The organism is Cellulomonas sp. (genome assembly GCF_017744555.1).
In the GTDB taxonomy this organism is placed as follows: Bacteria; Actinomycetota; Actinomycetes; order Actinomycetales; family Cellulomonadaceae; genus Cellulomonas.
Genome location: NZ_JAGIBD010000014.1, coordinates 1 through 26,337, shown reverse-complemented (window position 1 = coordinate 26,337; position 26,337 = coordinate 1). Strand labels below are relative to the sequence as shown.

General features: G+C 73.9%; 23 protein-coding genes, 1 tRNA gene and 1 pseudogene. 9 read left to right on the top strand and 16 right to left on the bottom strand.

The window, feature by feature from the left end:
* Positions 1-69: 69 nt before the first annotated feature.
* From J7523_RS11160 to J7523_RS11145, 4 genes are all read right to left on the bottom strand, one after another.
* A tRNA-Ala gene (locus J7523_RS11160) sits at positions 70-142 on the bottom strand.
* Between the two features lie 83 nt (positions 143-225).
* Complete coding sequence (locus J7523_RS11155; protein ID WP_291886264.1) at positions 226-924, bottom strand: histidine phosphatase family protein; 699 nt, start codon at positions 922-924, stop codon at positions 226-228.
* Positions 921-1,310, bottom strand: coding sequence for a ribosome silencing factor (rsfS, locus tag J7523_RS11150; protein ID WP_291886263.1), 390 nt, complete (start codon positions 1,308-1,310; stop codon positions 921-923). Before rsfS ends, J7523_RS11155 begins: the two co-directional genes overlap by 4 nt.
* Positions 1,311-1,332: 22 nt before the next feature.
* Entirely contained in the window at positions 1,333-1,578 is a 246-nt protein-coding gene (locus tag J7523_RS11145; RefSeq protein ID WP_291886262.1) for a hypothetical protein, read from the bottom strand.
* On the opposite strand from J7523_RS11145, the gene J7523_RS11140 reads away from it, so the two are divergent.
* Complete coding sequence (locus J7523_RS11140) at positions 1,571-1,966, top strand: hypothetical protein (RefSeq protein WP_291886260.1); 396 nt, start codon at positions 1,571-1,573, stop codon at positions 1,964-1,966. The genes J7523_RS11145 and J7523_RS11140 overlap by 8 nt on opposite strands.
* A gap of 745 nt (positions 1,967-2,711) precedes the next feature.
* Here J7523_RS11140 and nadD read toward each other — a convergent pair.
* From nadD to J7523_RS11110, 6 genes are all read right to left on the bottom strand, one after another.
* Positions 2,712-3,308: a nicotinate-nucleotide adenylyltransferase gene (gene nadD / locus J7523_RS11135; protein ID WP_291886258.1), complete on the bottom strand. Its 597-nt coding sequence runs from the start codon at positions 3,306-3,308 to the stop codon at positions 2,712-2,714.
* 33 nt (positions 3,309-3,341) lie between these two features.
* Entirely contained in the window at positions 3,342-3,497 is a 156-nt protein-coding gene (locus J7523_RS11130; RefSeq protein ID WP_291886256.1) for a hypothetical protein, read from the bottom strand.
* A gap of 55 nt (positions 3,498-3,552) precedes the next feature.
* Positions 3,553-4,866, bottom strand: a complete 1,314-nt coding sequence (locus J7523_RS11125; RefSeq protein WP_291886255.1) for a glutamate-5-semialdehyde dehydrogenase — start codon at positions 4,864-4,866, stop codon at positions 3,553-3,555.
* A 63-nt stretch (positions 4,867-4,929) separates the two neighbouring features.
* Positions 4,930-6,042: an LLM class flavin-dependent oxidoreductase gene (locus J7523_RS11120; protein ID WP_291886254.1), complete on the bottom strand. Its 1,113-nt coding sequence runs from the start codon at positions 6,040-6,042 to the stop codon at positions 4,930-4,932.
* 94 nt (positions 6,043-6,136) lie between these two features.
* On the bottom strand, positions 6,137-6,574 hold the full coding sequence (locus tag J7523_RS11115) for a rhodanese-like domain-containing protein (RefSeq protein ID WP_291886253.1): 438 nt from the start codon (positions 6,572-6,574) through the stop codon (positions 6,137-6,139).
* A gap of 35 nt (positions 6,575-6,609) precedes the next feature.
* Positions 6,610-7,470 carry an NADPH-dependent oxidoreductase gene (locus J7523_RS11110; protein WP_291886250.1) on the bottom strand — a complete coding sequence of 287 codons (861 nt, stop codon included), beginning with the start codon at positions 7,468-7,470 and terminating at the stop codon, positions 6,610-6,612.
* A 247-nt stretch (positions 7,471-7,717) separates the two neighbouring features.
* On the opposite strand from J7523_RS11110, the gene J7523_RS11105 reads away from it, so the two are divergent.
* From J7523_RS11105 to J7523_RS11090, 4 genes are all read left to right on the top strand, one after another.
* A complete protein-coding gene (locus J7523_RS11105) occupies positions 7,718-8,716 on the top strand; it encodes an ABC transporter permease (protein ID WP_291886246.1) in 999 nt (332 codons plus the stop codon).
* Positions 8,713-9,639, top strand: coding sequence for an ABC transporter permease (locus J7523_RS11100; protein ID WP_291886244.1), 927 nt, complete (start codon positions 8,713-8,715; stop codon positions 9,637-9,639). Before J7523_RS11105 ends, J7523_RS11100 begins: the two co-directional genes overlap by 4 nt.
* The gene (locus tag J7523_RS11095) at positions 9,636-11,279 is read left to right on the top strand and encodes an ABC transporter ATP-binding protein (protein WP_291886241.1); all 1,644 of its coding nucleotides are present in this window, start codon (positions 9,636-9,638) and stop codon (positions 11,277-11,279) included. Before J7523_RS11100 ends, J7523_RS11095 begins: the two co-directional genes overlap by 4 nt.
* Before the next feature lie 126 nt (positions 11,280-11,405).
* Entirely contained in the window at positions 11,406-13,031 is a 1,626-nt protein-coding gene (locus tag J7523_RS11090) for an ABC transporter substrate-binding protein (protein ID WP_291886239.1), read from the top strand.
* Positions 13,032-13,244: 213 nt separating this feature from the next.
* On the opposite strand, the gene J7523_RS11085 is transcribed toward J7523_RS11090, so the two are convergent.
* From J7523_RS11085 to J7523_RS11060, 6 genes are all read right to left on the bottom strand, one after another.
* A complete protein-coding gene (locus J7523_RS11085; protein ID WP_291886237.1) occupies positions 13,245-13,646 on the bottom strand; it encodes a hypothetical protein in 402 nt (133 codons plus the stop codon).
* 60 nt (positions 13,647-13,706) lie between these two features.
* Positions 13,707-14,870: a glutamate 5-kinase gene (proB, locus tag J7523_RS11080; RefSeq protein WP_291886236.1), complete on the bottom strand. Its 1,164-nt coding sequence runs from the start codon at positions 14,868-14,870 to the stop codon at positions 13,707-13,709.
* Positions 14,871-15,017: 147 nt separating this feature from the next.
* Positions 15,018-16,538, bottom strand: a complete 1,521-nt coding sequence (obgE, locus tag J7523_RS11075; protein WP_291886234.1) for a GTPase ObgE — start codon at positions 16,536-16,538, stop codon at positions 15,018-15,020.
* A 113-nt stretch (positions 16,539-16,651) separates the two neighbouring features.
* The gene (gene rpmA / locus J7523_RS11070) at positions 16,652-16,909 is read right to left on the bottom strand and encodes a 50S ribosomal protein L27 (RefSeq protein ID WP_203748947.1); all 258 of its coding nucleotides are present in this window, start codon (positions 16,907-16,909) and stop codon (positions 16,652-16,654) included.
* 58 nt (positions 16,910-16,967) lie between these two features.
* The gene (gene rplU / locus J7523_RS11065; protein ID WP_203749192.1) at positions 16,968-17,276 is read right to left on the bottom strand and encodes a 50S ribosomal protein L21; all 309 of its coding nucleotides are present in this window, start codon (positions 17,274-17,276) and stop codon (positions 16,968-16,970) included.
* A gap of 323 nt (positions 17,277-17,599) precedes the next feature.
* Positions 17,600-20,836 (bottom strand): Rne/Rng family ribonuclease, encoded by a 3,237-nt coding sequence (locus tag J7523_RS11060; RefSeq protein WP_291886226.1) that lies wholly within the window; start codon positions 20,834-20,836, stop codon positions 17,600-17,602.
* A 509-nt stretch (positions 20,837-21,345) separates the two neighbouring features.
* Here J7523_RS11060 and J7523_RS11055 point away from each other — a divergent pair.
* The 4 genes and pseudogenes from J7523_RS11055 to J7523_RS11040 all read left to right on the top strand — a co-directional run.
* Positions 21,346-22,857: a cytochrome ubiquinol oxidase subunit I gene (locus J7523_RS11055; RefSeq protein ID WP_291886224.1), complete on the top strand. Its 1,512-nt coding sequence runs from the start codon at positions 21,346-21,348 to the stop codon at positions 22,855-22,857.
* A 17-nt stretch (positions 22,858-22,874) separates the two neighbouring features.
* On the top strand, positions 22,875-23,918 hold the full coding sequence (gene cydB, locus J7523_RS11050; RefSeq protein WP_291886221.1) for a cytochrome d ubiquinol oxidase subunit II: 1,044 nt from the start codon (positions 22,875-22,877) through the stop codon (positions 23,916-23,918).
* A 33-nt stretch (positions 23,919-23,951) separates the two neighbouring features.
* Positions 23,952-25,622: a thiol reductant ABC exporter subunit CydD gene (gene cydD / locus J7523_RS11045; protein WP_291886218.1), complete on the top strand. Its 1,671-nt coding sequence runs from the start codon at positions 23,952-23,954 to the stop codon at positions 25,620-25,622.
* A pseudogene (locus tag J7523_RS11040) lies at positions 25,619-26,337 on the top strand (thiol reductant ABC exporter subunit CydC); the annotation flags it as partial. The gene cydD and the pseudogene J7523_RS11040, both read left to right, overlap by 4 nt.

The following is a 26,337-nucleotide window of genomic DNA, read 5'->3' as shown; positions in this document are numbered from 1 at the left end:
AGAAGTCCCAAGGCCACGTCAGGCTCCTGTGTTCAGGATCCCGACGTGGCCTCTGACCTGCTACTTCGGTGGAGCTGAGGGGACTCGAACCCCTGACCCCCTGCATGCCATGCAGGTGCGCTACCAGCTGCGCCACAGCCCCGTTGTCCTTGCTCGAGGACCGCCGGAGCGGGTCCCCACGCCCGTGGGCGCTCGGAGAGTCTAGGACGACTGACGGCCGAAACGCTAATCGGGGTCCCGGGTCTCCGCGTCCTGGTCGGACTCGTGCCGAATGTCGGGTCCTGCGTTCCAGTCGGACGACGCGTCCGTCGGGCCGAGGTTGTACCCGACGAGCCGCCAGGAGGGCTCACGCCCCGGGGCCGAGCGGACGAGCTCGGCCCAGTGGACGTTGTGCATGCCGGTGAACGCGTGGGACCCGGGGTCGAGCCCGAGCAGCACCGCCACCATGGACGTGATCGCCGAGCCGTGCGACACGACCACGAGCGTCTCGTCGCGGCCCAGGTCGGCCGTCATCTCGTCGAGCGCCACCCCGGCGCGGGCGGAGACCTCGGCGCGCGTCTCGGCGCCGACGCCGGTCGGCTCTCCCCCAGCGCGCCAGACGGCGAACTCGTCGGGCCAGCGGGCGCTGATCTCGTCGCCGGTCATGCCCTCCCAGATGCCGAAGCCGCGCTCGCGCAGTCGCGTGTCGGTCTCGACGGCGACGCCAGCCGCCCGCCCGAGCAGCTGCGCGGTCTCGAGCGCACGGCTGAGGTCGGACGCGACGATCCGGGTCGGGGTGTGCCGGGCAACCAGCAGCGCGGACGCGGTGCGGGCCTGCCAGCGCCCGACGTCGTCGAGCGGGATGTCGATCTGGCCCTGCAGGCGCGCGCCGGCGTTGTACGCGGTGCGTCCGTGCCGGACGAGCAGCAGCCGGGGGGCGGTCACGCCTCCGCGCCCTGGTCGGCACCGCGCGCGTCGGGGGGCAGCTCGATCAGGGGGCAGTCCTTCCAGAGCCGCTCGAGCGCGTAGTACACGCGGTCCTCCTGATGCTGCACGTGCACGACGACGTCGCCGAAGTCCACGAGCACCCAGCGGCCGGCGGCCTTGCCCTCCCGGCGGACGGGCTTGGCGCCGAGGTGGAACAGCGCCTCCTCGACCGCGTCGACGATGGCCCCGACCTGCCGCTCGTTCGTACCCGACGCGATGAGGAACACGTCGGTGAGGACGAGCTGCTCGCTCACGTCGAGGGCGATGATCTCCTCGGCCTTGCGGTCGGCTGCGGCTCGGGCCGCGGCGACGGCGAGCTCGACGGCACGTTCGGTGGCGGGCACAGGTCTCCTCGTGTGGTGGGGGTCAGGCGGGCGGCCCGAAGGCGGTGCTGATCGTGCTCGCCGGGGCGAGCGGTGCGACACCCTGGGCGCCGTCCGTCGGCTTCTCCTTGGTGAGGAGCAGCGTGATGAGGAACCCGAGCACGAACGCGACGAGGGCCAGCACGATGAGGTGCAACCACGTGTACGGGTGCTTCGGACGGTCCTCCTCGTCCTCGTCGTCCTCGTCGTCGAAGTCGTCGTCGGCGGGGCGCCCGGAGCTGGTGCTCAAGGACTCACCGAACGGTGCGGCACCGAAACCGGCCGCCGGGGCGGACGACTCGCCCCACCGCGGCGCCGGGACGGTCGGCTCGACCGACGGCGGGCTCGTGGCTGCGGACGGCGTGGGGACCCACGCCGCGGGCGCGGCCTCCGTGCTGGACGCGGACGCCTGCCAGGGCGCCGTCGCACCGGCGGGCGACCCGGTGCCCGACGGCGAGCCACCGCTGGGCTGCCACGACGCAGGCCGCGCGTCGGGGGCGGGCGGGGTCGGCTGCCACGACGACGCGCCCGGGGCGGTCGGCGGTGCGGGCGTCGGCGGTGCGGGGGTCGGCGGTGCCGCCGGCGACGGCCCGGCCGACAGCGACGCACCCCAGGGTGACGGGCTGGCGGTGGGCTGAGGGCTGCGCGACGACGACGCAGGCTGCGACGCACCCGGCCACGGCTCGCCGGGACGCGAGGTCGCGGGAGCAACCGGAGCGGACGAGGTGCGGCGAGGCGGCGCGGAAGGTGCGGCCGGAGCGGCGCCGTTGGGCTGCCCGGTGGACGCGGTTCCACCCCACGCCGCGGCCGAGGAGCCGGCGGGAGGCTGACCCCACGGGACGGACGCGGGCGCCTGCGGGCGCTGCGTGGGCGGCGCCGCCGCCGGCCGTGCCTGCTGCTGCTGCGGGGGCATCCCTGCGGGCGGCGGCGACGAGGGACGGCTCGGCTGGGCGGCGGCCGGCGGCCGCGTGGGCTGGGCGGCGGCCGGCGGCCGCGTGGGCTGAGCCGTCGGAGCCGGGCGAGCCGCAGGCGCCGGCGCGGGGGCCGGGGCCGGCCGGGAGGCCGCGGGAGCGGGCTGGCCGGGCTGACCCGACCAGGTGGGCGTGCCGGTGCCACCGGGCACGGGAGCGATGCGCGACGTGCTCGTCGGGTCGAGCGCGGTGTCACGGATCGAGCGGCGCGAGCGGGCGGGGGCCTCAGGTGTCTGCGGCGCGGACCACGACGGCACCTGCGGCGTGTCGCTCGGTGCGCGCATCGCCCGCCGGGAGACGGGGTTGCCGGGGTCACCGGAGGACCCCGTGGCGCCCTCGGCCCACGTGGGGTTGCCGCCCTCGTCGGCGGCGCGCTCGAGCTCGCGACGTCGGCGCCGCTCTCCGGGTTCACTCATGACTGACCTCGATACAACCTGTGTTTCGCGATGTACTGGACCACCCCGTCCGGCACCAGGTACCAGACGGGCTGCCCGGCTCGGGCACGCTCCCGGACGTCGGTCGACGAGATCGCCAGCGCGGGGATCTCGAGGACGTGCACCCGGTCACCGGGGAGACCGGCCACGGACAACGCGTGCCCGGGGCGGGTGACCGCCACGAACTGCGCCATCGTGAACAGCTCCTCGGCATCTTTCCACGTGAGGATCTGCTCGATCGCGTCGGCTCCGGTGATGAAGAAGAGTTCGGCGTCGGGACGCTGCGCCTTGAGGTCGCGCAGGGTGTCGACGGTGAACGTCAGTCCTTCGCGGTCCACGTCGACCCGGCTGACGGTGAAGCTCGGGTTCGACGCGGTCGCGATGACCGTCATCAGGTACCGGTGCTCGGCGACCGTGACGTCCTGGTGCTGCTTGAACGTCGGGTGCCCCGTCGGCACGAACACGACCTCGTCGAGCTCGAACCGGGCGGCGACCTCGCTCGCGGCCACGAGGTGGCCGTGGTGCACGGGGTCGAACGTGCCGCCCATCACCCCCACGCGGGGTCGTCGCTCCATGCCCTCAGGGGCCATCACCGACCGGGGCCCCGGTCAGTGACGGGTCCCGACGCTCCGGAACGCGTAGGTGACCAGCAGCATCGCGACGAGGCCGACGAACGCGCCGACACCGAAGACGACCGGCGAGAAGGGAAGCTCGCGCGTGTGCTCGGCGGCCTCTTCCGCGGCGACGATCAGGGCAGCGTGCACGTCATTCCTCCTGGGGAAGTCGGGAGCGACAAGTGTCGCACGGTGAGCTGGGCCGTCAGGGCCGGACGTGTCCGTCTCCGTGGACGATCCACTTGGTGGTGGTGAGCTCGGCGAGACCCATGGGACCGCGGGCGTGGAGCTTCTGCGTGGAGATGCCGATCTCGGCGCCGAGCCCTAGCTGGCCGCCGTCCGTGAAGCGGGTCGACGCGTTCACCATGACGGCCGCGGAGTCGACCTCGGCAACGAACCGCTCGGAGGCCGCGAGGTCGCGTGTGACGATCGCCTCGGTGTGACCGCTGCTCCACGTCCGGATGTGCTCGAGCGCCTCGTCGAGGTCGTCGACGACCCGCACGGCCAGGTCGAGCGACAGGTACTCCGCCGCCCAGTCCTCGTCGGTCGCCGGGACGACGTCGGCCTCGTCGGGCGCGAGCGCGAGCGTGGTCTCGTCGCCGTGGATCGTCACGCCCTCGTCCGCGAGCGCGGCGATCGCGACCGGCAGGAACTCGTCCGCGACCGCCTGGTGCACGAGAAGCGTCTCGAGCGCGTTGCAGACGCCGACCCGCTGCGTCTTGGCGTTGAGCAGGATCGGCATCGCGACGGCCAGGTCGGCGCTCTCGTCGATGTACAGGTGCACGTTGCCGACGCCCGTCTCGACGACCGGCACCGTGGACTCGCGCACGACCGTCTGGATGAGGTCCGCTCCCCCGCGGGGCACGAGCAGGTCGACGAGCCCGCGCGCGTGCATGAGTGCGACGGCCCCCTCGCGCCCGTACGCGTCGATCGACTGCACGAGGTCGCCGGGCAGGCGCTGGGCGACGAGCGCGCGGGACAGCACGTCGACGATCACCGCGTTGGACTCCGCGGCCGCCGTGCCGCCGCGCAGGATCACCGCGTTGCCGCTCTTGAGGGCGAGCCCCGCGGCGTCGACCGTGACGTTCGGGCGCGCCTCGTAGATCATCCCGACGACACCCATCGGCACCCGGACCTGGCGCAGGCGCAGGCCGTTCGGCAGCGTCGACCCGCGCACGACCTCACCGACCGGGTCGGGCAGGCCCGCGAGCTCGCGCAGCGCGTCGGCGATGCCGTCGATGCGTTCCGGCGTGAGAGCCAGCCGATCCAGCAGGCCGGCCGACGTGCCGTTCTCCCGTCCGCGGGCGAGGTCGAGGGCGTTCGCGGCGACGATCTCGTCGGTCGCCGCGACGAGCGCGTCCGCGAGCGCCAGGAGCGCCGCGTCCTTGGTCGCCCGGTTCGCCGTCGCGAGCGCCCGGGACGCGACCTTGGCGCGCTGCGCGACGGCACGGACCTCGGCGGTGACGTCAACCTGCACGGGGGCCGTGTCCGGCACCTGGGTGTCGAGGGAGGCGGTCATCCCGTCAGGGTAGTCCCGGCGCCCGACCAGCGGTGCGAGGGCTCCACACCCTGGCGCACACCCTCACGAGGGGACGCCGACCGGCACCGCGAGGCCGCGCGCGCGGCCGGGGTCGTCCGGACCCCACAGCGTCGTCGAGAGCTCGCGGCGGACGAGCGGCACGACCTCCTCGGCGAAGCGGCGCAGCACGTCGTGCTGCTGCTGGTACGGCAGCACCGGGTTGAGGGAGACCGACTGCACGTCGTGCCCGTAGGAGGCGTGGTAGTCCAGGATCTTCTCCGCGACGCGCTCCGACGAGCCGACCAGCGCGGGCCCGCGCTCGACGGCGTCCTCGATCGTCGCGAACGACGACACCTTCCCCGGGCGCGTGTCGCCGGCGTGCCGGGCGGCCGCGCGCGCCGCGAAGCCCTCGTAGACCGCGCGGTACTCGTCCGTGGCGCGCTCGGTCGTGTCGGCGAGGAACAGACCGCCCGACCCGGAGCCGACGTAGCCGACCGACGGGTCGTGCCCGTGGGCCACGAGCTGCTCGCGGTAGTGGTCGATGAGCACCTGGTACTTCTCGCGCGGCTGGAGTGCGTTCGCGGTGAAGATCGGGTCGCCGTACCGGGCCGCGAGCTCCACGGCGAACAGGCTGGTCGCGGAGCCGTGCCACACGCGGAACGGCCCGTCGAACGGGCGAGGGAGCGTCGTCGCGTCGTGCAGCGGGGCGTGGAACCGGCCCTCCCAGTCGACGTGCTCCTCGCGCAGGAGCCGGCGCAGCAGGCCGTAGTTCTCCTCGAGGTAGTCGTACTGGTGGGCGATGTCGAGGCCGAACAGCGGGAAGTGCTTGTCCTCGTTGCCCTTGCCGATGACGATCTCGAGCCGGCCGCGCGACAGCACGTCGACCGTCGCGTAGTCCTCGGCGACACGCACCGGGTCGAGCAGCGACAGGACCGTGACGCCGGTGCTCAGCAGGATCCGGTCGGTGGCCTGCGCGAGCGCGCCCAGCAGCACCGTCGGCGACGAGGACAGGAAGTCGCCCGCGTGCCGCTCCCCCACGGCGAACGAGTCGAGGCCCAGCTCCTCGGCGAGGACGGCGGTCTCCACGACGCGTTCGAGTCGGGTTGACGGGTCCAGCAGCTCGCCGGTGACGGGGTGGGGGGCGTGCGGGACGATGTCGAGGACCTGGAACCTCACGTGCGTGCTCCTTCGTCGAGCGGGATGGCGGCGGGCACGTCGTACCCGAAGGCGAGCAGGGTGCCGCCCTCGACGACGCGGGTCTCGCGGTCCGTCAGGCGGACGCACCCGGGCCGGTGGTCCAGGCGGCGGGGTCGGCGGGCTCGTCGATCGGCAGGCCCGCGTCCTTCCACGCGGCGGCGCCGCCCTCGACGTGCACGACGTTCGTGAACCCCTTCTCACGCAGCGCCGCCGCGACCGGGCCGGAGCCACGGACCGACCCGCAGACGACGACGATCGGGGTGTCGAGAGACACGACGGGCGCGAGGCGCAGCGACGACGTGAGGTCGAAGTCGGCGTCGACGTCGTAGCGGTCGACGACCGTGGCGCCCGGGATGGCCCCCGTGCGCGCACGGCCGGCCTCGCTGCGGACGTCGACGAGCAGGGCGCCGTCGCTCACGCGGGCGGCGGCGTCCGCGGGGTCGACCAGCGGGGCGAGCGCGCCGGCCTCCTCGAGCGTGAGGTCCTCGGCAGGGGCGGTCGAGACGGTCATGGTGACTCCTGGTGGTGGTGGGTGGATGCGGACGGTCAGCGCAGCTCGAAGCCCTGCGCCTCGAGCGCGTCGCGCAGGCGGTCGCGGCCGTTGAGCGCACGCGGCCCGGACAGCCGGGCGAGGATCCGCTCGACCCACGAGTGGGCCAGACCCTCGTGCGCGTAGAACTCGCCGATCGTCTTCTCGTAGTCGTCGACGGCGGCGTGGTGCACCCCGTCGTCGTACGCCTCGTGGTGCAGCACCGCGGACTGCGGGAGCCGCGGCTTGACCCGCGCGCCCTCCGTCGGGTCGGGGTGGCCCACGACGAGTCCGAACGCGGCGAACACATGCTTCGGCAGGCCGAGCAGCGCCGCGACCTCCTCCGGGCGGTTGCGCAGCGCGCCGATGTACACGGTGCCGAGGCCGAGCGACTCCGCGGCGAGCACCGCGTTCTGCGCCGCGAGCGCCGCGTCGACGAACCCGACGACCGCCGTCTCGAGGTAGCCGGCCCCGGCGGTGGGGGCGTCGTGACGCGCGGCGATGCCGTGCGCGCGGGCGAGGTCGACGAGCCAGACCAGCAGCAGCGGCGCCTGCGTGATGTGCGCCTGGTCGCCGGCGAGCGCCGACAGGGCGGCGCGGCGCCCGTCGTCGCGGACCGCGACGACGCTCCAGAGCTGGAGGTTGGAGCTCGTCGCCGCGGACTGCGCGGCGGCGACGATCGTCGCGAGGGCGTCGTCGTCCACGGCGTCGGACAGGTACCGGCGCACCGAGCGGTGCGCGAGCTGGAGCGCGACGACGTCCGTCGCCGTCAGGCCGTCGGGTGCGGCGTCCGCGCCGTAGCGGAGCTCGGCGAGCGCGGGGACGTCGGAAGCGGCGGTGCGCCGCGGCGCGTGGGCGGCGTCCAGGTCGACGGTCATGGAGGCTCCAGCTCGGTGGCGATCGGGGGGCGCACGTTCGATCACCCGTCGCGCCGTGTCAACGACCGACACCGGGCGTCTCACATGACGGGCGACGCGCGCCGGACCCGCCGACCTGCGGCCGCGTCGTGCTGGGGGGTGACCGGCCACCACATGCCGAGACGGCTCGGACAGGGCCTTGACCACCTCTCGACCCCGCCCTACTTTCCGGCGTCCTCGGCAGCCCGCCCCGATCCTGGGAGACCTCATGACCCGCTACCTGGCCGTCCGCCTGGCCCAGGCGCTCGGCGTGCTGTGGGCGGCGTACACGGTCTCGTTCGTGGTCCTGTACGCCCTGCCCGGTGACCCCGTGTCCCTGATGTACGGAGGCGACTCGAGCGACATCACCCCCGAGCAGCTCGCCGCGGTGCGGGCCGAGTACGGCCTCGACCAGCCGCTGCCCGTCCAGTACGTGCGCCAGCTCGGCCGGGTGCTGCAGGGCGACCTGGGCACGTCGGTGGTGAACGGACGGCCCGTCACCGACCTCGTCGCCGAGGCCGTGCCGCCGACCGCGCAGATCGCGGCGCTGGGGCTGGTCCTCGCACTCGTCCTGGGCGGCGGGCTCGCGATCGTCGCGACGTTCGTGCGCAGCCGGTCCCTGTCCCAGACGCTGCTGTCGCTGCCGCCGCTCGGCGTCGCGATCCCGTCGTTCTGGTTCGGGCTCACGCTCGTGCAGTGGTTCTCGTTCACGTTCCCGGTGTTCCCCGCGGTCGGGAACAAGGGGTTCTCCTCGCTCGTGCTGCCCGCGATCACGCTCGCGCTGCCGACCGGAGCGCTGATCGCACAGATGCTGTCGCGCAGCCTGCTCGGCACCCTGCACGAGCCGTGGGCCGACACCGCGCGGGCCAAGGGGGCGAGCCGCACCCGGGTCCACCTCCAGCACGCGCTGCGCAACGCAGCCCTCCCGACGCTCACCGTGACGGGGCTGGTGATCGGCGGCCTGCTGTCGGGCGCCGTCGTCACCGAGACGGTGTTCTCCCGAGCCGGCCTGGGCCGTCTCACGGCGACGTCTGTCGGAGCGCAGGACATCCCGGTGGTCCAGGGCATCGTGCTGTTCGCCGCGACCGTGTACGTGCTGGTGAACCTGCTGGTCGACGTGCTGTACCCGCTGCTCGACCCTCGCATCGTGCGGGTCCGCCGTCCACGACCGGCCGTGGCGCCCGTCCCGACGAGCTCCGGCGAGCCCGCCCTGGTGGGTGCCGCATGACCGCCGTCGACGCCCTGACCCCGCTCACCCAGCCGGTCGAGACCGCCACGGACGCCGGCGTCCGTGGCCGCGACGAGGACGTCGTCGCTCGCCACCTCTGGCGCGGCCGCGCCAGCGACCTGCTGCGTCGTCCCGGGCTCCTCGTCGCCCTCCTGTGGGCCGGACTCGCGATCCTCGCGGCGTTCGCGCCAAGCGTCCTCGCCCCCGGCGACCCGCTGACCGGCGTCCCTGCCGACAAGCTGCAGGGCCCGTCGGGCGCGCACTGGTTCGGCACCGACCAGCTCGGCCGCGACCTGTTCACGCGCGTGGTGCACGGCACGCACCTGACCCTGCAGGCGGCGCTCGTCGCAGTGGGCGTCGGGCTCGTCGTCGGCGCCCTGCTCGGGCTGCTCGCGGGCTTCGTCGGCGGCGTGCTCGACGACGTCGTCATGCGGACCGTCGACGTGCTGCTCTCGATCCCGTCGCTGCTGCTGTCCCTGGCGCTCATCACGGCGCTAGGGTTCGGCACGGTCAACGTCGCCATCGCCGTCGGCCTCGCGAGCGTCGCCTCGGTCGCGCGCATCATGCGCTCCGAGGTCCTCCGCGTCCGCACGTCCGTGTACGTCGAGGCCGCGCACGCCGGCGGGAGCCGCTGGTGGTCGGTGCTGTTCCGGCACGTGCTGCCGAACGCCGCCGGGCCCGTCGTCGTGCTCGCCGCGCTGGAGCTCGGCGCCGCGATCCTCGCGGTGTCCGCGCTGAGCTTCCTCGGGTACGGCGAGCCGCCGCCCGCGCCCGAGTGGGGCGCGCTCGTGTCCGGCGGGCGCGACTACCTGCGCACGTCGTGGTGGCTCACCACGCTGCCCGGGCTCACGATCGCCGCGACCGTGCTCGCCGCGGGGCGCATCTCCCGTGCGCTCGACGGCGACCGGGCGGGTGCCCGATGACCGAACGCCTCCTGACCGTCACCGATCTCGCGGTCACCTACCGCACGCGGCACGGCGACGTCCGCGCGGTCCGGGACGTGTCCCTGCACGTCGACGCGGGCGAGACCGTCGCGCTCGTCGGCGAGTCGGGCTCCGGCAAGTCGACCACCGCGGCCGCCGTCGTCCGGCTGCTCGCGGACGGCGCCCGCATCGAACGCGGCACCGTCGACCTGCTCGGGCACGACGTCGCGCACGCCGCGCCTCGCGCGCTCAAGGCGGTGCGCGGGCGGCTCGTCGGGCTCGTCCCGCAGGACCCGACCGTGTCGCTCAACCCCGTCCAGCGGATCGGCGCCCAGGTCGCCGAGGTGCTGCGGATCCACGGGATCGCCGGCCGTCGGGGTGCCGAGGTCGCGGCCGTCGAGGCCCTGCGCGCCGCGGGTCTCCCCGACCCCGAGGTCCGTGCCCGGCAGTACCCCCACGAGCTGTCCGGCGGCATGCGGCAGCGCGTGCTCATCGCGATCGCGCTCGTCGCCGGGCCCCGCCTGCTCGTCGCCGACGAGCCCACCAGCGCCCTCGACGTCACCGTCCAGCGTCAGATCCTCGACCACCTCGAGACCCTCACCTCCGGCACCGGGACGGGCGTCCTGCTCATCACGCACGACCTGGGCGTCGCCGCCGACCGGGCCGACCGCATCGTCGTCATGTCGCAAGGCCGCGTCGTCGAGCAGGGCACGCCCGACGCCGTGCTCGGGTCGCCGCAGGACACGTACACGCGGGCGCTGCTCGCCGCCGCGCCCAGCCTCCGCGGCGCGCGCACGCGCCCGCGCACCTCGCCGGCGGCGAAGGCTGCACCCCCAGATCCGGTGCTCGAGGCCCGGCACCTGGTCAAGGACTTCGCGCTCCCCCGCTCGGCGGGCGGCGGGCGGCTCCGCGCCGTCGACGACGTGTCGTTCGCCCTCCCCCGCGGCCGCACGCTCGCCCTGGTCGGCGAGTCCGGGTCGGGCAAGTCGACCACCGCCCGGCTGGCCCTGCGGCTGACCGACCCGACGTCGGGCGCGGTGCTCGTCGACGGCGAGGACGTCACCCGCACCCACGGCGAGCGCCTGCGAGCGCTGCGCCGCCGCATGCAGGTCGTCTACCAGAACCCCTACGCGTCGCTCGACCCGCGCTGGTCCGTCGAGCGGATCGTCACTGAGCCCCTGCGGGCGTTCCGGGTCGGCGACCGCACGTCCCGCGCGGCCCGAGCGGCCGAGCTGCTCGACGTCGTCGCTCTCCCCGCCTCGGCGCTGCGACGGCGACCCGCCGAGCTCTCCGGCGGTCAGCGTCAGCGCGTCGCGATCGCCCGTGCGCTCGCGCTCCAGCCGGAGGTCGTCGTGCTCGACGAGCCCGTGTCGGCGCTCGACGTCTCCGTCCAGGCGCAGGTCCTCGACCTGCTCGCGGGCCTGCAGGCCGACCTCGGCCTCAGCTACCTGTTCATCTCGCACGACCTCGCGGTCGTCCGGCAGGTGGCCCACGACGTCGCCGTCCTGCAGCGGGGGCGTGTCGTCGAGCAGGGGGACGTCGAGGGCGTCTTCGCGTCCCCGCAGGACGAGTACACCGCCGAGCTGCTGTCCGCGATCCCCGGCGGACGCGCCCGCACGACCGTCGGAGGCGCCCGATGAGCGCCTCGTGTCGTTGCGGCCCGCGTCGCACACCGGCACCCGCCTGACCCCGGGCGTGTGCCGGCGCCCACGCCGGCCGGCCCCGCCTCTCCGCCCGCCCCGCAGCACCCCGACCCTGGAGCACCCATGTCCTTCGCACGCCCCCTGCGCGCGCTCGTCGTCCTGTCCGTCGCCGGCCTGGCCCTCACCGCCTGCTCGTCGGGCGACGACTCCGCCGGCACCGACCCGTCCGCCTCCGCGTCGAGCGACGCCCCGGTCGACGGCGGCGACCTCACGTTCGCCATCGGCAACGACCCGATCTCCGTCAACCCGAGCGGGATCGGCTCCGGCAACGACACGCTGTACGTGACCCGCCAGGTCGTCGACTCGCTGATCTGGCAGGACCAGCAGGACGGCACGCTCAAGCCGTGGCTCGCGACCGCGTGGGAGGCGAACGCCGACTCGACGCAGTTCACGTTCACACTGCGCGACGGCGTGACGTTCTCCGACGGCACCCCGTTCGACGCGGCCGCGGTCAAGGCCACGTTCGACGACATCGTCGCCGCCGGTGCCAAGAGCAGCGCAGCCCCGTCGTTCATCGGCTACACCGGCACCACCGTCGTCGACGACCACACCGTCACGGTCGCGTTCAAGGCCCCTAACGCGCCGTTCCCGCAGGCGACGTCGACCGTCGCGCTCGGCATCGTCGCACCCTCCACGATCGCCATCCCGTACGACCAGCGCTCGACGGGCGTCGGCGTCGTCGGCACCGGCCCGTTCACGATCGACCACTACACGAAGGACGTCGAGACGGTCCTCAAGGCCCGCGACGACTACGCCTGGGGCCCCGACGGGGCGACCGACGCCCCGCACCTCGACACCGTGACGTTCCAGGTCATCCCCGAGGCCGGCGTCCGCACCGGAGCGCTCACGTCCGAGCAGGTCGACGTCATCGGCGGCGTCCAGCCCACCGACATCGCGACGCTCGACCAGGCCCGCTTCCCCGTCGTCAGCCGCGCCAACCCCGGCATCGTGTTCGGCGTGACGTTCAACGAGTCCAGCCCCCTCGGCAGCGACCCGGCCGTCCGCGAGGCCATCTCGCTCGCGATCGACCCCACGGAGATCCGCGACACCGCCCTCGTCGACGGGTTCGCCGTCGCCCAGAGCCCGCTCGCGAGCACCACGCCCGACGTCGTCGACCTCAGCGACAAGCTGGTCACCGACCCCGCGAAGGCGGCGGCCGTGCTGGAGAAGGGCGGCTGGGCCAAGGGCTCCGACGGCATCTACGCCAAGAACGGCCAGCGACTCGCCCCGACGCTCGTCTGGATCACCAACTTCAGCCCCAACGAGACGTCCGTGCAGCTCGTCCAGCAGGAGCTCAAGGCCGTCGGCATCGACGTGACCCTGTGGAGCGGCACCGTGCCCGAGTTCCAGGACAAGCTGAAGTCCGGCGCGTTCGACCTCGTCTGGGGCAACCTGTCCCGCGCCGACGGCGACGTCCTGCGCACCCAGTACTCGACGACCTCGACGAACTACTACCGGATCGCCGACCCCGAGCTCGAGTCCCTCCTGCAGGCCCAGCTCGCCGCGGGCGACCCCGCCGAGCGGTCCTCGATCCTCGCCGACGCCCAGGAGCGACTCGTCACCGAGCACCACGTGGTGCCCGTCCACGAGCTCACGACGTTCCTCGGCCTGTCGACCGACGTGCACGGCGTCGTCCTCGGCGCCGACTCGCGGCTCGCCCAGCTCACGGAGGCGTGGCTGTCGAAGTGACCTCAGGCGACGGGGCGTCCGGCTCTGACGTCGGGCGCCCCGCTGTCGTCTCCGGGCGCACTTCCCGGCCCTGTCCCCGCACGGGTACACCCGTGGACAACCGCGCCGGCCAGATGTCCGCATCGGACAGGCTCGCCCGCATGTCGCGCGTGACGGGACGTCAAGCGTCCCTGACCAGGGACCGGGTGCGGAGCGCGACGGTGGACAGCCGCACTAGACCCGGTAGTACTGGTCGTACCAGGCCGCGCGGTCCTCGACGTCGAACTCGTCGAAGTCCCCGCTTCTGACGCACTCCTCCAGGTAGGTCAGCGCCTGCTGCGCGACCTCCCCGGGGACGGCAGCCAGGTGGCGGCGGGTGGCGTCCAGCCCCGTGCCACAGAGGAGCTGCACGTCGATCGAGCAGTGCGCGTCGAAGCCGGACTCCTTCGCCTGCCAGATCCGCAGCACGTCCTCGACGTGGCCCGCGTTGAAGAGCTGCACGCAGAGCAGCTTCATGGTCAGCGTGTCGGCATCAGGCCCAAGGGCGCGTTGCGTGTCGAGCAGCCGACGGATCTCGTCCAGGTCCGCGTCGTCCGGCCGTGTGCCGTACCGGCGCAGGAGCTCGTCCTCGTCCACGTCGCCGAAGCCTACGCGGCCCGAGTTCGCCTGCCGGTCGGGCACACGCACGACTGCCGTTCAGGCCCGGGCGGCAGCCTTCCGGCGGCGCACCAGCACCAGGTCGTCGCGGTGCACGAGCTCCCGGTCGTACCCGGGCCCGAGGTCGTCGCGCAGGTCGGAGGTGGTGCGGCCGAGCAGGCCGGGCACCTCGTCGGACGAGTACGCCACGAGCCCGCGGGCGACGACGACACCGTCCGGCCCGACGAGCTCCACGGGGTCCCCCGCCTCGAAGGTCCCCTCGGAGGCAGTCACGCCGGCGGGCAGCAACGACGTACGACGCTCCACGACGGCCCGCACGGCGCCGTCGTCGAGCACCAGCCGGCCGTGCGCCTTCGCGGCGTGCGCGAGCCAGAGGAGCCGGATCGACGTGCGCCGCCCGGTGGCGGCGAACCACGTGCCGACGTCGGACCCGTCGAGCGCGGCCGCGGCCTGCGCGGCGGACGTCAGCACCACGGGCACACCGGAGTGCGTCGCGATGGCGACGGACTCGAGCTTGGTGACCATGCCGCCGGTCCCGACGGCGCTCCCCCGCGAGGACACGTCGATGCCGTCGAGGTCCTTCGGCCCGTCGACCCGCGTGATGCGGCGCGACCCCGGCCGCGACGGAGGTCCGGTGTAGAGCGCGTCGACGTCGGTGAGCAGCACGAGCGCGTCGGCGTGGACGAGGTGCGAGACGAGCGCGGCGAGCCGGTCGTTGTCGCCGAACCGGATCTCGTCCGTCGCGACGGCGTCGTTCTCGTTGATGATCGGCACCACGCCGAGGTCGAGGAGCCGGGTCAGCGCCCGATGGGCGTTGCGGTAGTGCCCGCGGCGGACGGTGTCCTCGGCGGTGAGCAGCACCTGGCCGACCCGCAGCCCGTGGTCGGAGAAGGCCTTCGTGTAGTGCGCGACGAGCAGCCCCTGCCCGACGGACGCCGCAGCCTGCTGCGTCGCGAGGTCCCGAGGACGCGTGGCCAGGCCCAAGGGCCCGATGGCGGCGGCGATCGCACCGGACGACACCAGCACCACCTGGCCGCCGGCGGCCCTGCGGGCGGCCAGCACGTCGACCAGGGCGCGCAGCCGGTCGGGGTCGAGCCGGCCGTCGGGGCTGGTGAGCGACGACGAGCCGACCTTGACGACGATGCGGGCGGCGGACGGCAGCTGCTCGCGCGAGTCCAGGGCGGCGACGGTCACGTCCGGCATTCTGCCTCGCACGAGCGTCGATCCTCGTCACCATTCGGTCCGCGGACGTCGCCGGCGTCTCCGACGAGCAGCGTCGCACCGGCCACGCCCGTCAGGAGACGACGACGCCGCACCCGTCGGCGGACAGGCGCGGCGTCGCCGAGGTGCTCAGTCGCGGTCGGGGTCGGTCCAGACGCCCTGCTCGCGCTCGGTCCACAGCTCGTCGCGAGCCGCGGCCTTGGCGTCCATGCGCTCCTTGTACTCGTGCCGCTTCTCGCCACGGGTCGGGCGGGACCGGTCCTCGAGCCGCACGTCGGAGCCGCGCGGGCCGCCGAGCAGCTCGGACCCCGTCATGAGCGTCGGTTCCCAGTCGAACACGACCGCGTTGTGGTCGGGTCCGATGCGGACCTCGTCGCCGGCGACCGCACCCGTCGCGAACAGTCGGTCCTCGACCCCGAGGCGGGCGAGCCGGTCCGCGAGGTAGCCGACGGCCTCGTCGTTCGAGAAGTCCGTCTGCCGCACCCAGCGCTCGGGCTTCTCGCCCCGCACCGAGTAGTAGACCTGGCCGCCGGACTCGCGCTTCGTGACGGTGAACCCGGCGTCGTCGACGGCCTTGGGCCGCAGCACCACGCGGGTGTTCTCCGGCTGCGGCGCGTCCTTGCGCGCCTGGTCGACGATCTCCGCGAGCGCGAACGTCAGCGGGCGCAGGCCCTCGTGGCTCGCGGTCGAGACCTCGAACACCCGCAGCCCACGGGCCTCGAGCTCGGGCCGGACGAGCTCCGCGAGGTCGCGCGCCTCGGGCACGTCGATCTTGTTGAGGACGACGATCCGCGGCCGCTCGGCGAGCGGCGTGCGGCCGCCCTCGATGCCGATGTCGCCCGCGTACTGCGCGAGCTCCGCCTCGATGACGTCGAGGTCGGACAGCGGGTCGCGGTCCGGCTCGAGGGTCGCGCAGTCGAGCACGTGCACGAGCACCGCGCAGCGCTCGACGTGCCGCAGGAACTCCAGGCCGAGCCCGCGCCCCTCGGACGCCCCGGGGATCAGGCCCGGCACGTCGGCGACGGTGTACCGCGCGGACCCGGCCTGCACCACGCCGAGGTTCGGCACGAGCGTCGTGAACGGGTAGTCCGCGATCTTCGGCCGCGCCGCCGAGATCGCCGCCACGAGGCTGGACTTGCCGGCGCTCGGGTACCCGACGAGTGCGACGTCGGCGATCGTCTTGAGCTCGAGCACCACGTCGTGCGACTCACCGGGCTCGCCGAGCAGCGCGAACCCGGGGGCCTTGCGTCGCGGCGACGCGAGAGCGGCGTTGCCGAGCCCCCCGCGACCTCCCGCGGCGGCGACGTACTGGGCGCCGACGCCCACCAGGTCGGCGAGCACCTCGCCGTCGGGGCTCTTGACGACCGTGCCGTCGGGCACGCCCAGGACCAGGTCCGCACCCGTGGAACCCGAGCGGTGGTCGCCCATCCCCTGCGTCCCCGACGGGGCGTGCCGGTGCGGCAGGTGGTGGAAGTCGAGCAGCGTCGTGACCTGCGGGTCGACCTGGATGATCACCGACCCACCGTTGCCGCCGTTGCCGCCGTCCGGGCCTGCGAGCGGCTTGAACTTCTCGCGGTGGATGGACGCACACCCGTGCCCACCGTCACCACCGGTCGCGTGCAGCACGACCCGGTCGACGAACGTCGCCACGGCATTGCCTCCAAAAGGTTCCGTCGATCGCCCGCGATCTCACGAGCGATCGTCACACGACGAAGGGGCGCACCGCACCGGTGCGCCCCTTCGTCGACTGCTGTCTGTGGTCGTCAGCCCTCGACTGCGACGATGTCGATGACCTTGCGGCCACGACGGGTGCCGAACTCGACGGCACCGGCGGTCAGCGCGAACAGGGTGTCGTCACCGCCGCGGCCGACGTTGTTGCCGGGGTGGAAGTGCGTGCCGCGCTGGCGGACGATGATCTCGCCGGCCTTGACGACCTGGCCACCGAAGCGCTTGACGCCCAGGCGCTGGGCGTTCGAGTCGCGGCCGTTGCGCGAGGAGCTCGCGCCCTTCTTGTGTGCCATGACGAACCTGCTCTCTTGCTGTACGTGGGGGCGACCGCGGGTGACCCGCGGAGCGAGATCAGTTGATGCCGGTGACCTTGAGGCGGGTCAGCTTCTGGCGGTGACCCTGGCGCTTGCGGTAGCCGGTCTTGTTCTTGTACTTGAGGATGTCGATCTTCGGGCCCTTCTCGTCCCGCACGACCTCCGCCGTCACCTTCACCTTGGCCAGGGCCGCGGCGTCGGTGGTGACCTTCTCACCGTCGACGAGGAGCAGGGCCGAGAGCTCGACGGTCGAGCCGGCCTGCGCGGCGAGGCGGTCGACGACGACGACGTCGCCCACCGCGACCTTCTCCTGGCGGCCGCCAGCCTTCACGATCGCGTACACCACGTTGCTGCTCATCTCTGCTCGTCGAACTTCTCAGGTCGAATACGTCTGGTGCCCTGCCCGCGCCCGCGCACACCCCGCTGCCACCGGCTCTCGCCGGTTCCCGTGGGGGTTCGCGTCGACGCCGAAAGCGGCGGCACGCACGATCAGCGCGCACACGACGCGCCGACGTTCAAGGGTACGGACCGCACGGCGCAGGGTCAAACCTGGCGGCGGTCCCCCGGCACGACGTGACGGAACGCACGTCGTGCCAGGCACGGCCACCCCGCACGGCCGTCGACGGAGCGGAGGCCGTGCCGGCCGGAGACCGGCACGGACTCCCGCCGTCAGGCCTGCTCGGGCTCCTGCTGGTCGTCGCGGGCCCCGCCGGGCTCGTCGACCGCGTCGGTCTCGTCGTCGGGCGCGGTCTCGAAGACGTCGGCGGGGACCGGCGTGAGCTCGAGCGTCTCGACGGTCCCGTCAGGCCCGGCCGACGCCTGCCGGTCCGCGAACGCGGCGAGCACGTCGAGCTTGGGCGCCGCCGGCGCGCTCTCCTCGACGGCCACGGCGACCTCGGCCTCGACGACGTCGGTCACGACGTCCTCGACCGGCGCGTCCTCGACGCTTCCCGGTGCGGCCTCCTCAGCGGCTGCGACGGGCCGCGCGGCGTGGTGCTCGTGCTCGTGCTCGTGCGCGTGGGCCGCAGCCGCCGCGATGGTGGCGAGCGTGGCCTTGACCGCCTCGCGCGCCTCGGGCAGCACCGGCACGCCCGCGTGCGGGACCAGCGGGGCAGACTCCTTGGCCGCACCACGCTTGCGCCGCGACCGCTTGGCCTCGCCGTCCGCGACGGGCGCCGGCTGCTGCGCGGAGCCCGCGTCGGGACGGTTCTTCTCGATCGGCTCCTCGTGCACGATGAAGCCGCGCCCGTGGCAGTGCTCGCACGTCTCGCTGAACGCCTCCACGAGGCCCTGGCCGACGCGCTTGCGGGTCATCTGGACGAGGCCCAGCGACGTCACCTCGGCGACCTGGTGCTTCGTGCGGTCACGGCCCAGGCACTCGACGAGCCGCCGCAGCACGAGGTCACGGTTCGACTCGAGCACCATGTCGATGAAGTCGATGACGATGATCCCGCCGATGTCGCGCAGCCGGAGCTGGCGGACGATCTCCTCGGCGGCCTCGAGGTTGTTCCGGGTCACGGTCTCCTCGAGCGTGCCGCCCGAGCCGGTGAACTTGCCGGTGTTGACGTCGACGACCGTCATCGCCTCGGTGCGGTCGATGACCAGCGAGCCGCCCGAGGGCAGCCACACCTTGCGGTCCATGCCCTTGGCGAGCTGCTCGTCGATGCGGTGCACCGAGAACACGTCCGTCTCGGCCGTCCACTTCGAGACCTTCTGCGCGAGGTCCGGCGCGAGCTCGTCGATGTACGACGAGATCGTCGACCAGGCGTCCTGGCCCTGCACCACGAGCGAGCTGAAGTCGTCGTTGAAGATGTCGCGGACCACGCGGATCGCCATGTCCGGCTCACCCTGCAGGAGGGCCGGGGACGACGCCGTCTTCGACTTCTTCTCGATCGCCTCCCACTGGCCCTGCAGGCGGGCGATGTCGGCACGCAGCTCGTCCTCGCTCGCGCCCTCGGCGGCGGTCCGGACGATCACGCCGGCGGACTCGGGGACGACCTCGCGCAGGATCTTCTTCAGGCGGTTGCGCTCGGTGTCGGGCAGCTTGCGGCTGATGCCGGTCATGCCGCCGCCCGGCACGTACACGAGGTAGCGGCCCGCGAGCGTGACCTGCGACGTCAGGCGCGCACCCTTGTGGCCGATCGGGTCCTTGGTGACCTGCACGAGCACGGAGTCGCCGGACTTCAGCGCCTGCTCGATGCGGCGCGGCTGACCGCCGTCGAGCCCCGCGGCGTCCCAGTTGACCTCACCGGCGTACAGCACCGCGTTGCGGCCCTTGCCCACGTCGACGAACGCCGCCTCCATGCTCGGCAGCACGTTCTGCACGCGGCCGAGGTACACGTTGCCGACCATCGACGCCTGCGCCTGGTTCGACACGTAGTGCTCGACGAGCACCCCGTCCTCGAGCACGGCGATCTGCATGCGGCCGTTCTTCTCCCGGACCACCATGGACCGCTCGACCGACTCGCGGCGCGCCAGGAACTCGGCCTCGCTGATGATCTGGCGGCGGCGGCCCGCGTCGCGGCCCTCGCGGCGGCGCTGACGCTTGGCCTCGAGCCGCGTCGACCCGCGCAGCGCGGTGACCTCGTCGCTCGCGGAACGGGCGCGCGGGCGCTCGCCGCCCTCGCCCGACTCGGAGCGCGTGCCACGACGACGGCGACGGCGGCGACGGCTCGAGCCCGCGCCCTCCGCGCCGTCCGACTCGTCGGCGCCCTCGGCACCCTCGGCGTCGGTCTCGTCCTCGGCGTCCTCGTCGGACTCCTCGGGCTCGGACGTCTCGTCGCCCTGCTGGTCGGTGCGCGCGCGGCGGCCGCGGCCACCACGCCGACGGCGGCGCCGCGGGGCGCCCTGGCCCTCGGCGGTCTCCTCGCCCTCGTCGGCGGTCGTGAGATCGGCCTCGTCGGCCTCCTCCTCGTCCGCCGCGGGCTCGACGACCTCGTCGACCGTCACCTCGTCCGCGGGCGCACCCTCGCCGCCGCGGCCGCGACGGCCCCGGCGACGCGACGGACGGCCGGCGGCGGGCTGGGCGGCCTCGTCCTGCTCGGGCTCGGCGGCCTGCTCCTGCTCGCGCGCCGCGGCCTCCTGCTGCTCACGCTCGATCCGGCGCGCCTCCTCGGAGATCGCCTCCGGCGAGCCGGCGCTGGCCTGCGCACGCCGGCGACGCGGACGCGCGGCACCGGGGTCCGGCGCCTGGAAGAGCAGCGCGGTCGTCGCGAGGCGCGGGGTCCCGGTGCCCGAGGGGGCGTCGGTCGTGGTCGACGGGGTCGTGGCCGCAAGAGCGGCGCGGACGTCGAGCGCGGGCGCCTCTGCGGTGGCCGCTGCCGACTCGTCCTCCACCGTCTCGTCCGCCGCGGCCTCTGCCGACTCGTCCTCGACGAGCTCGGCGACGGGCTCCACCGCGGGCTCGACGACGGGCTCGGCCGGGGCGGCGGCAGCGCGCGTGCTGGCACGGCGGCGGCGCGGCGCCTTGGCCAGCGCGACGGGGGGCTGCTCGGCGGCGGTCTGCTCCTCGGCCGCCTGCTCGTCGGCAGCCGCCCCGTCGCCGGTCGCTGCGGCGGCGGGCTCGACGGCGGAGGGCTTCTCGGAGGCAGCCTTCTCAGCAGCCGCGGCGTCCTCGGGAGCCGGCTCGATGACGACGGTGCGCGTCACGCGGCGCGACTTGCGCGCACGGGGCGCCGCGGGGGCGTCCGGCACGGGTGCGGCCTCGGCGGCCTGCTCCGTCGCTGCGGGCTCGGCGGCGGGCACGACAAGGGCGGCGTCGGTGGACCCGGCATTCGCCTCGGTGGCGACGGGTGCGGGGGCGGCGGCGCTGCGCGAGGCCCGGCGGCGCCGTGCGGGTGCCGGCGCAGCCTCACCCCCGACCGTCGTCGTCTCTGCTGCGGTCTCGGGGGTGTTCTCGTGGGTCACGCGGGGTGCTCCTGGGTACCGGGGATCCCCGCCCACACTGCGGTGGTCCTCGGTCGGTCGGTCGTCACGCGCCTCGGCGCGGTGACGGAAGTCGTCGGTCGTGGCTGCTGCACCCGGGTCGGCGCCATCGCCTGCCGGGTCTGCTCCGCGGCGGGTTCTGGAGGAACCTGACGGACGACCGGGCGGCGGCTGGCGCGCGCGACGCGTTGATGCTGCGAGCTCAAGGATCTCCGGGGCGGTGTGGGGCGCTCCGATGACCGGAGTCAGTATCGCACAGGGGCTCGGCGAGGGCGTGCCGCGCGCACATCGGCGCGCCGACCTGCATGCCGCTCACGGCGTCGCCGGACGGGTGTGACGAACGTCGTCGGTTCACGACGCCCCGTCAGTACCCGGGACCTTCGTCCCAGGAGCAGACTGGACTCGGTCCTAGCGTTCCCCCAGGTCCGCGACAGACCACGACGGTCGCGACACCCTCGACCGAACGCTCGCACGACCCACGGGAGAAGCACGTGGACGCCCTCGCTCTGGCCCGCTGGCAGTTCGGCATCACGACCGTCTACCACTTCATCTTCGTGCCGCTGACGATCGGGCTCGCTCCCCTCGTCGCGATCATGCAGACGGCCTGGGTGCGCACCGGCAACGAGCGGTGGCTCCGGCTGACGAAGTTCTTCGGCAAGCTGCTGCTGATCAACTTCGCGATCGGTGTCGCCACCGGCATCGTGCAGGAGTTCCAGTTCGGCATGGCGTGGTCGGAGTACTCGCGCTTCGTCGGGGACGTGTTCGGGGCACCGCTCGCGATGGAGGCGCTCGCCGCGTTCTTCGTCGAGTCGACGTTCCTCGGCCTGTGGATCTTCGGCTGGGACAAGCTGCCGAAGAAGATCCACCTGGCGTGCATCTGGGCGGTCGCGATCGCGACGAACCTGTCCGCGTTCTTCATCCTCGCCGCCAACTCGTGGATGCAGCACCCCGTCGGCACGGTCCTCAACGCGGAGCGCGGCCGGGCGGAGATGGCGGACATCGGCGCGGTGCTGTCCAACTCGACGCTGCTCGCGGCGTTCCCGCACACGATCTCCGCGGCGTTCCTCACGGCCGGCACGTTCGTCGCGGCCATCGCCGCGTGGTGGATGGTCAAGCTCGCCCGTCGCGGGGAGGCCGACAAGGCGCGCGACGTGTACCGCCCGGCGATCACGCTCGGCGTCATCGTCATGCTGGTCTCGGGCGTCGGCGTCGCCCTGACCGGTGACCAGCAGGCCAAGCTCATGTTCGACCAGCAGCCCATGAAGATGTCGGCCGCCGAGGCCCTGTGCGAGACGACCGACGGCGGCGCGCCGTTCTCCATCCTCGCGATCGGCGACCTGTCCGACTCGTGCGAGGGCGTCAGCCACCTGATCCAGATCCCCGGCCTCACGTCGTTCCTGGCCAGCGGAGACTTCAACGCGCCGCTGCCCGGCGTCGAGGACCTGCAGCGGCAGTACGAGGAGAAGTACGGCTTCACGGACGCGAACGGTGAGCCGATCTCGTACCAGCCGAACCTCGCCGTCACCTACTGGTCGTTCCGTCTGATGATCGGGTTCGGCGTCGGCTCGGCCGCGCTCGCGCTCGTCGCCCTGTGGGTCACCCGCAAGGGCCGGGTCAGCGACAACGTGTGGGTGAGCCGGCTCGCGATCGTCGCGCTCGCGACGCCGTTCCTCGCGTCGTCGTTCGGCTGGATCTTCACCGAGATGGGCCGCCAGCCCTGGGTCGTCGCGCCGAACCCGAACCCGTCGGGCGTCGACGGCGTGTGGCTGCTGACCGCGCGCGGCGTCTCGACGGTCGCGGGCCCCGGGTCGATCCTCGCGTCGCTCATCGCGTTCACGGCCCTCTACGCGGTGCTGGCCGTCGTCTGGTACCGGCTCATGCACCGCTACGCCGTCGAGGGCGTCGCGGACTCCGAGAAGGACCCGAGCCCCGACAACCCCGCCAACAGGCCGGACCCGGACGACCCCACGTCGGCCGACCGCCCCCTCTCCTTCGCGTACTGAGAACGGAGCCGACGACCATGGAGCTCACGACCGTCTGGTTCGTGCTGATCGCCGTGCTGTGGACCGGGTACCTGGTGCTCGAGGGGTTCGACTTCGGCGTCGGGATGCTGCTCGGCATCTTCGGGCGTGGTCCGGACCGTGACAAGCAGCGCCGCGTCATGATCAACACCATCGGGCCCGTCTGGGACGGCAACGAGGTGTGGCTGCTCACGGCGGGCGGCGCGACGTTTGCCGCGTTCCCCGAGTGGTACGCGACGATGTTCTCCGGCTTCTACCTGCCGCTCCTGCTCATCCTGCTGGCCCTCATCGTGCGGGTCGTGTCGTTCGAGTGGCGCGGCAAGATCGACGACGAGCGGTGGCGCGGCTGGGCCGACCGCGGGCTGATCGTCGGCTCGTGGGTGCCGGCCGTGCTGTGGGGCGTCGCGTTCGGCAACCTCGTGCGCGGCGTGGAGCTCGACGCGTCGCACCAGTACGTCGGCGGCTTCTGGGCGCTGCTCAACCCGTTCGCGCTGCTGGGCGGTGCGACGACCGCGCTCCTGTTCCTCACGCACGGGGCGGTGTTCCTCGCGCTCAAGTCGGACGGCGAGGTCCGGGCCAAGGCCGGGACGTTCGCGGCTCGCGCGTCGGTCGTCACGCTCGTCGTCGCGGGTGCGTGGGCCGTGTGGGCGCAGATCGCGTACTCGGTCGTGTGGACGTGGGCGGCCGTCGTGGTCGCCGCTGCGATGCTCGTCGTCCTGGTCTGGGCGACGCGGGTGCGCCGTGAGGGCCTCGCGTTCGTGGCGTCGGCCGTGACGATCGTGGCCGCGGTCGTGCTGATCTTCGGGTCGATGTGGCCCGACGTCATGCCCGCGCTCGACCCGGCGAACTCGCTCACGGTCGACAACGCGTCGTCCACGCATTACACGCTCACCGTCATGACGTGGGTCGCCGTGATCCTCACGCCGCTCGTGCTGCTGTACCAGGGCTGGACGTACTGGGTGTTCCGCAAGCGGATCTCCGCCGAGCACATCCCTGACAGCGTCGGCCTCACGTTCGCCCGGTCGGGCGCGGACGCGCGATGACTGGTCCGGCTGCGCGATGACGGACGTGGCCGCGTGAGGCCGCTCGACCCGCGCCTGCTGCGGTACGCCCGCTCGGCGCGCGGGTACGTCGGTCTCACGGCGGCGCTCGGCATCGTCACGGCGGCGCTCGTCGTCGCCCAGGCGCTGCTGCTCGCACGCGCGCTCGGCCGGGCCGTGCACGACGGGGCGACGCTCGACGCGCTTGCGCCGATCGTCGGCTGGCTCGCGGTCGTGGTGCTCGCGCGCGCCGCCGTGACGTCCGCGCAGGAACGGTGGGCGCACCGGTCCGCCACGCGCGCCGTCGGCGAGCTGCGGGAGGCCGTCGTGGCCCGCTCGGTCGCGCTGGGTCCCCGCCGGCTCGCGGCCACGGGCGGCGCGGCGACCGTCACGCTCACGACGCGCGGCCTCGACGCGCTCGAGCCGTACTTCGTCCGGTACCTGCCGCAGCTGATCCTCGCCGCGACCGTCACCCCCGGCACGCTGCTGGTGGTGCTCGGGCTCGACTGGGTCTCGGCCGCCATCCTGGTCGGCACGCTGCCGCTTGTCCCGCTGTTCATGGTGCTCGTCGGCCGCCTCACGCAGGGCCGCTCCGAGGCGGGCCTCGCGACGATGCAGCGGCTCGGCGCGCAGGTGCTCGACCTGCTCGCGGGCCTGCCGACGCTGCGGGCGTTCGGCCGCGAGCGCGGACCTGCCGCCCGCGTGCGGGCCCTGGGCGACGCGCACCGGCGCGCGACGATGGGCACGCTGCGGATCGCGTTCCTGTCGGGCATGGTGCTCGAGCTGCTCACCACGCTGGCGGTCGCGCTCGTCGCGGTCGCGATCGGGCTGCGGCTCGTGGACGGCGAGCTCGATCTGGTCACCGGTCTCGCGGTGCTGGTGCTCGCGCCCGAGGTGTTCTGGCCGCTGCGTCAGGTCGGCGCGCAGTTCCACGCCGCCGCCGACGGGGTCGCGGCGGCCGAGCAGGCGTTCGCGGTGCTCGACGAACCCGCGCCGACCGTCGGGGCTCACCCCGCCCCGGACCTGCGCATGACGACGGTGTGCCTGCGCGACGTGGGCGTGCGGACCGGCGACGCCCTGACGCCCGCCGGCCTCGACCTCACGCTCGCACCCGGCTCGGTCGTCGCACTGGTCGGTCCGAGCGGCGCCGGGAAGTCGACCGCGGTCGAGCTGCTGCTCGGCCTGCTGCGCCCCGACGAGGGGTCGGTCGTCCTCGACTCCCCCGGCGCGCCGACGGTGGCGCTCGACGAGGTCGACCTGCCGTCGTACTGGCGTCAGGTGACGTGGCTGCCCCAGCGCCCCGTCCTCGAGCCCGGCACGATCGCGGACGTCGTCGGCGGTGCGTCGTCGCAGGCACGCGACGCGGCCGCGGCGCTGACCGGTCTCGACGCGGTCGTCGCCGCCGCTCCCGACGGGTGGCGCACGCAGCTCGGCCGGGGCGGCGCCGGCCTCAGCCTCGGCCAGCGTCAGCGCGTGGCCCTGACGCGCGCGCTGCTCGCCGACGCTCCCCTCGTGGTGCTCGACGAGCCGACCGCGCACCTCGACGACGCCGGCGAGCAGGTCGTGCTCGCGGCGGTGCGGCGGCTGCGGGACGAGGGCCGCACGGTGCTGCTCGTCGCGCACCGGGCGTCGCTCGCGGCGTGCGCGGACACGGTCGTGACGGTGCGGACTGCCGCGACGAGGCCCACGACGGCGGTCTCGGCATGACGACCTCGGAGTCCCAGCTCCCGCGCGGCACGCTGCTCCGCGCCCTCCGCCTGCTCGACGTCGACCGCCGCCGGCTCGCGCTGGCCGTGCTGCTCGGCACGCTCGCCCTCGGCTGCGCAGTCGCGCTGGCCGGCACCGCGGCCTGGCTCATCGCCCGCGCGTCCCAGATGCCACCCGTGATGTACCTGACCGTCGCCACGGTCGCCGTGCGCGCGTTCGGCATCGGTCGCGGTGTGCTGCGGTACTGCGAGCGGCTCGTGTCGCACGACCTTGCGCTGCGCGGCATGACGACGCTGCGCACCACGCTCTACGAGCGCCTGGCCGCCGGCCGTCCGGACGCGCTCGTCCGCCTCCGGCACGGCGACCTGCTCGCCCGCGTCGGGTCGGACGTCGACGCCGTGGGCGACGTGGTGGTCCGCGGGATCCTGCCCGCCGGCGTGGCGTCCCTGCTCGGGGTGGGCACGGTCGCCGCGATGTGCGCGTTCTGGGTGCCCGCGGGCCTCGCGCTCGCCGCGTGCCTGCTGCTCGCCGGCGTCGCGGCGCCCGCGCTCGCGGCCCGGGGCGCGCGCACCGCCGAGCGCCGCGCGGTCCAGGCCCGGGCGGACATGACGGCCACGGCCCTCGGGCTGCTCGACGACGCGGGTCCGCTGGCTGTCTCCGGGCGCGTGGACGGCGAGCTCGCCGCGCTGCGCGACGCCGACGCGCGGATCGCCGC

Excerpts from the sequence above, each read along its gene's own strand:
- J7523_RS11110 (WP_291886250.1), bottom strand. The coding sequence starts at position 7,470 with ATGACCGTCGACCTGGACGCCGCCCACGCGCCGCGGCGCACCGCCGCT.
- J7523_RS11105 (WP_291886246.1), top strand. The coding sequence starts at position 7,718 with ATGACCCGCTACCTGGCCGTCCGCCTGGCCCAGGCGCTCGGCGTGCTG.
- cydB (WP_291886221.1), top strand. The coding sequence starts at position 22,875 with ATGGAGCTCACGACCGTCTGGTTCGTGCTGATCGCCGTGCTGTGGACC.
- proB (WP_291886236.1), bottom strand. The coding sequence starts at position 14,870 with ATGCCGGACGTGACCGTCGCCGCCCTGGACTCGCGCGAGCAGCTGCCG.
- J7523_RS11115 (WP_291886253.1), bottom strand. The coding sequence starts at position 6,574 with ATGACCGTCTCGACCGCCCCTGCCGAGGACCTCACGCTCGAGGAGGCC.
- J7523_RS11100 (WP_291886244.1), top strand. The coding sequence starts at position 8,713 with ATGACCGCCGTCGACGCCCTGACCCCGCTCACCCAGCCGGTCGAGACC.
- nadD (WP_291886258.1), bottom strand. The coding sequence starts at position 3,308 with ATGGAGCGACGACCCCGCGTGGGGGTGATGGGCGGCACGTTCGACCCC.
- J7523_RS11095 (WP_291886241.1), top strand. The coding sequence starts at position 9,636 with ATGACCGAACGCCTCCTGACCGTCACCGATCTCGCGGTCACCTACCGC.
- rpmA (WP_203748947.1), bottom strand. The coding sequence starts at position 16,909 with ATGGCACACAAGAAGGGCGCGAGCTCCTCGCGCAACGGCCGCGACTCG.
- J7523_RS11125 (WP_291886255.1), bottom strand. The coding sequence starts at position 4,866 with ATGACCGCCTCCCTCGACACCCAGGTGCCGGACACGGCCCCCGTGCAG.
- J7523_RS11090 (WP_291886239.1), top strand. The coding sequence starts at position 11,406 with ATGTCCTTCGCACGCCCCCTGCGCGCGCTCGTCGTCCTGTCCGTCGCC.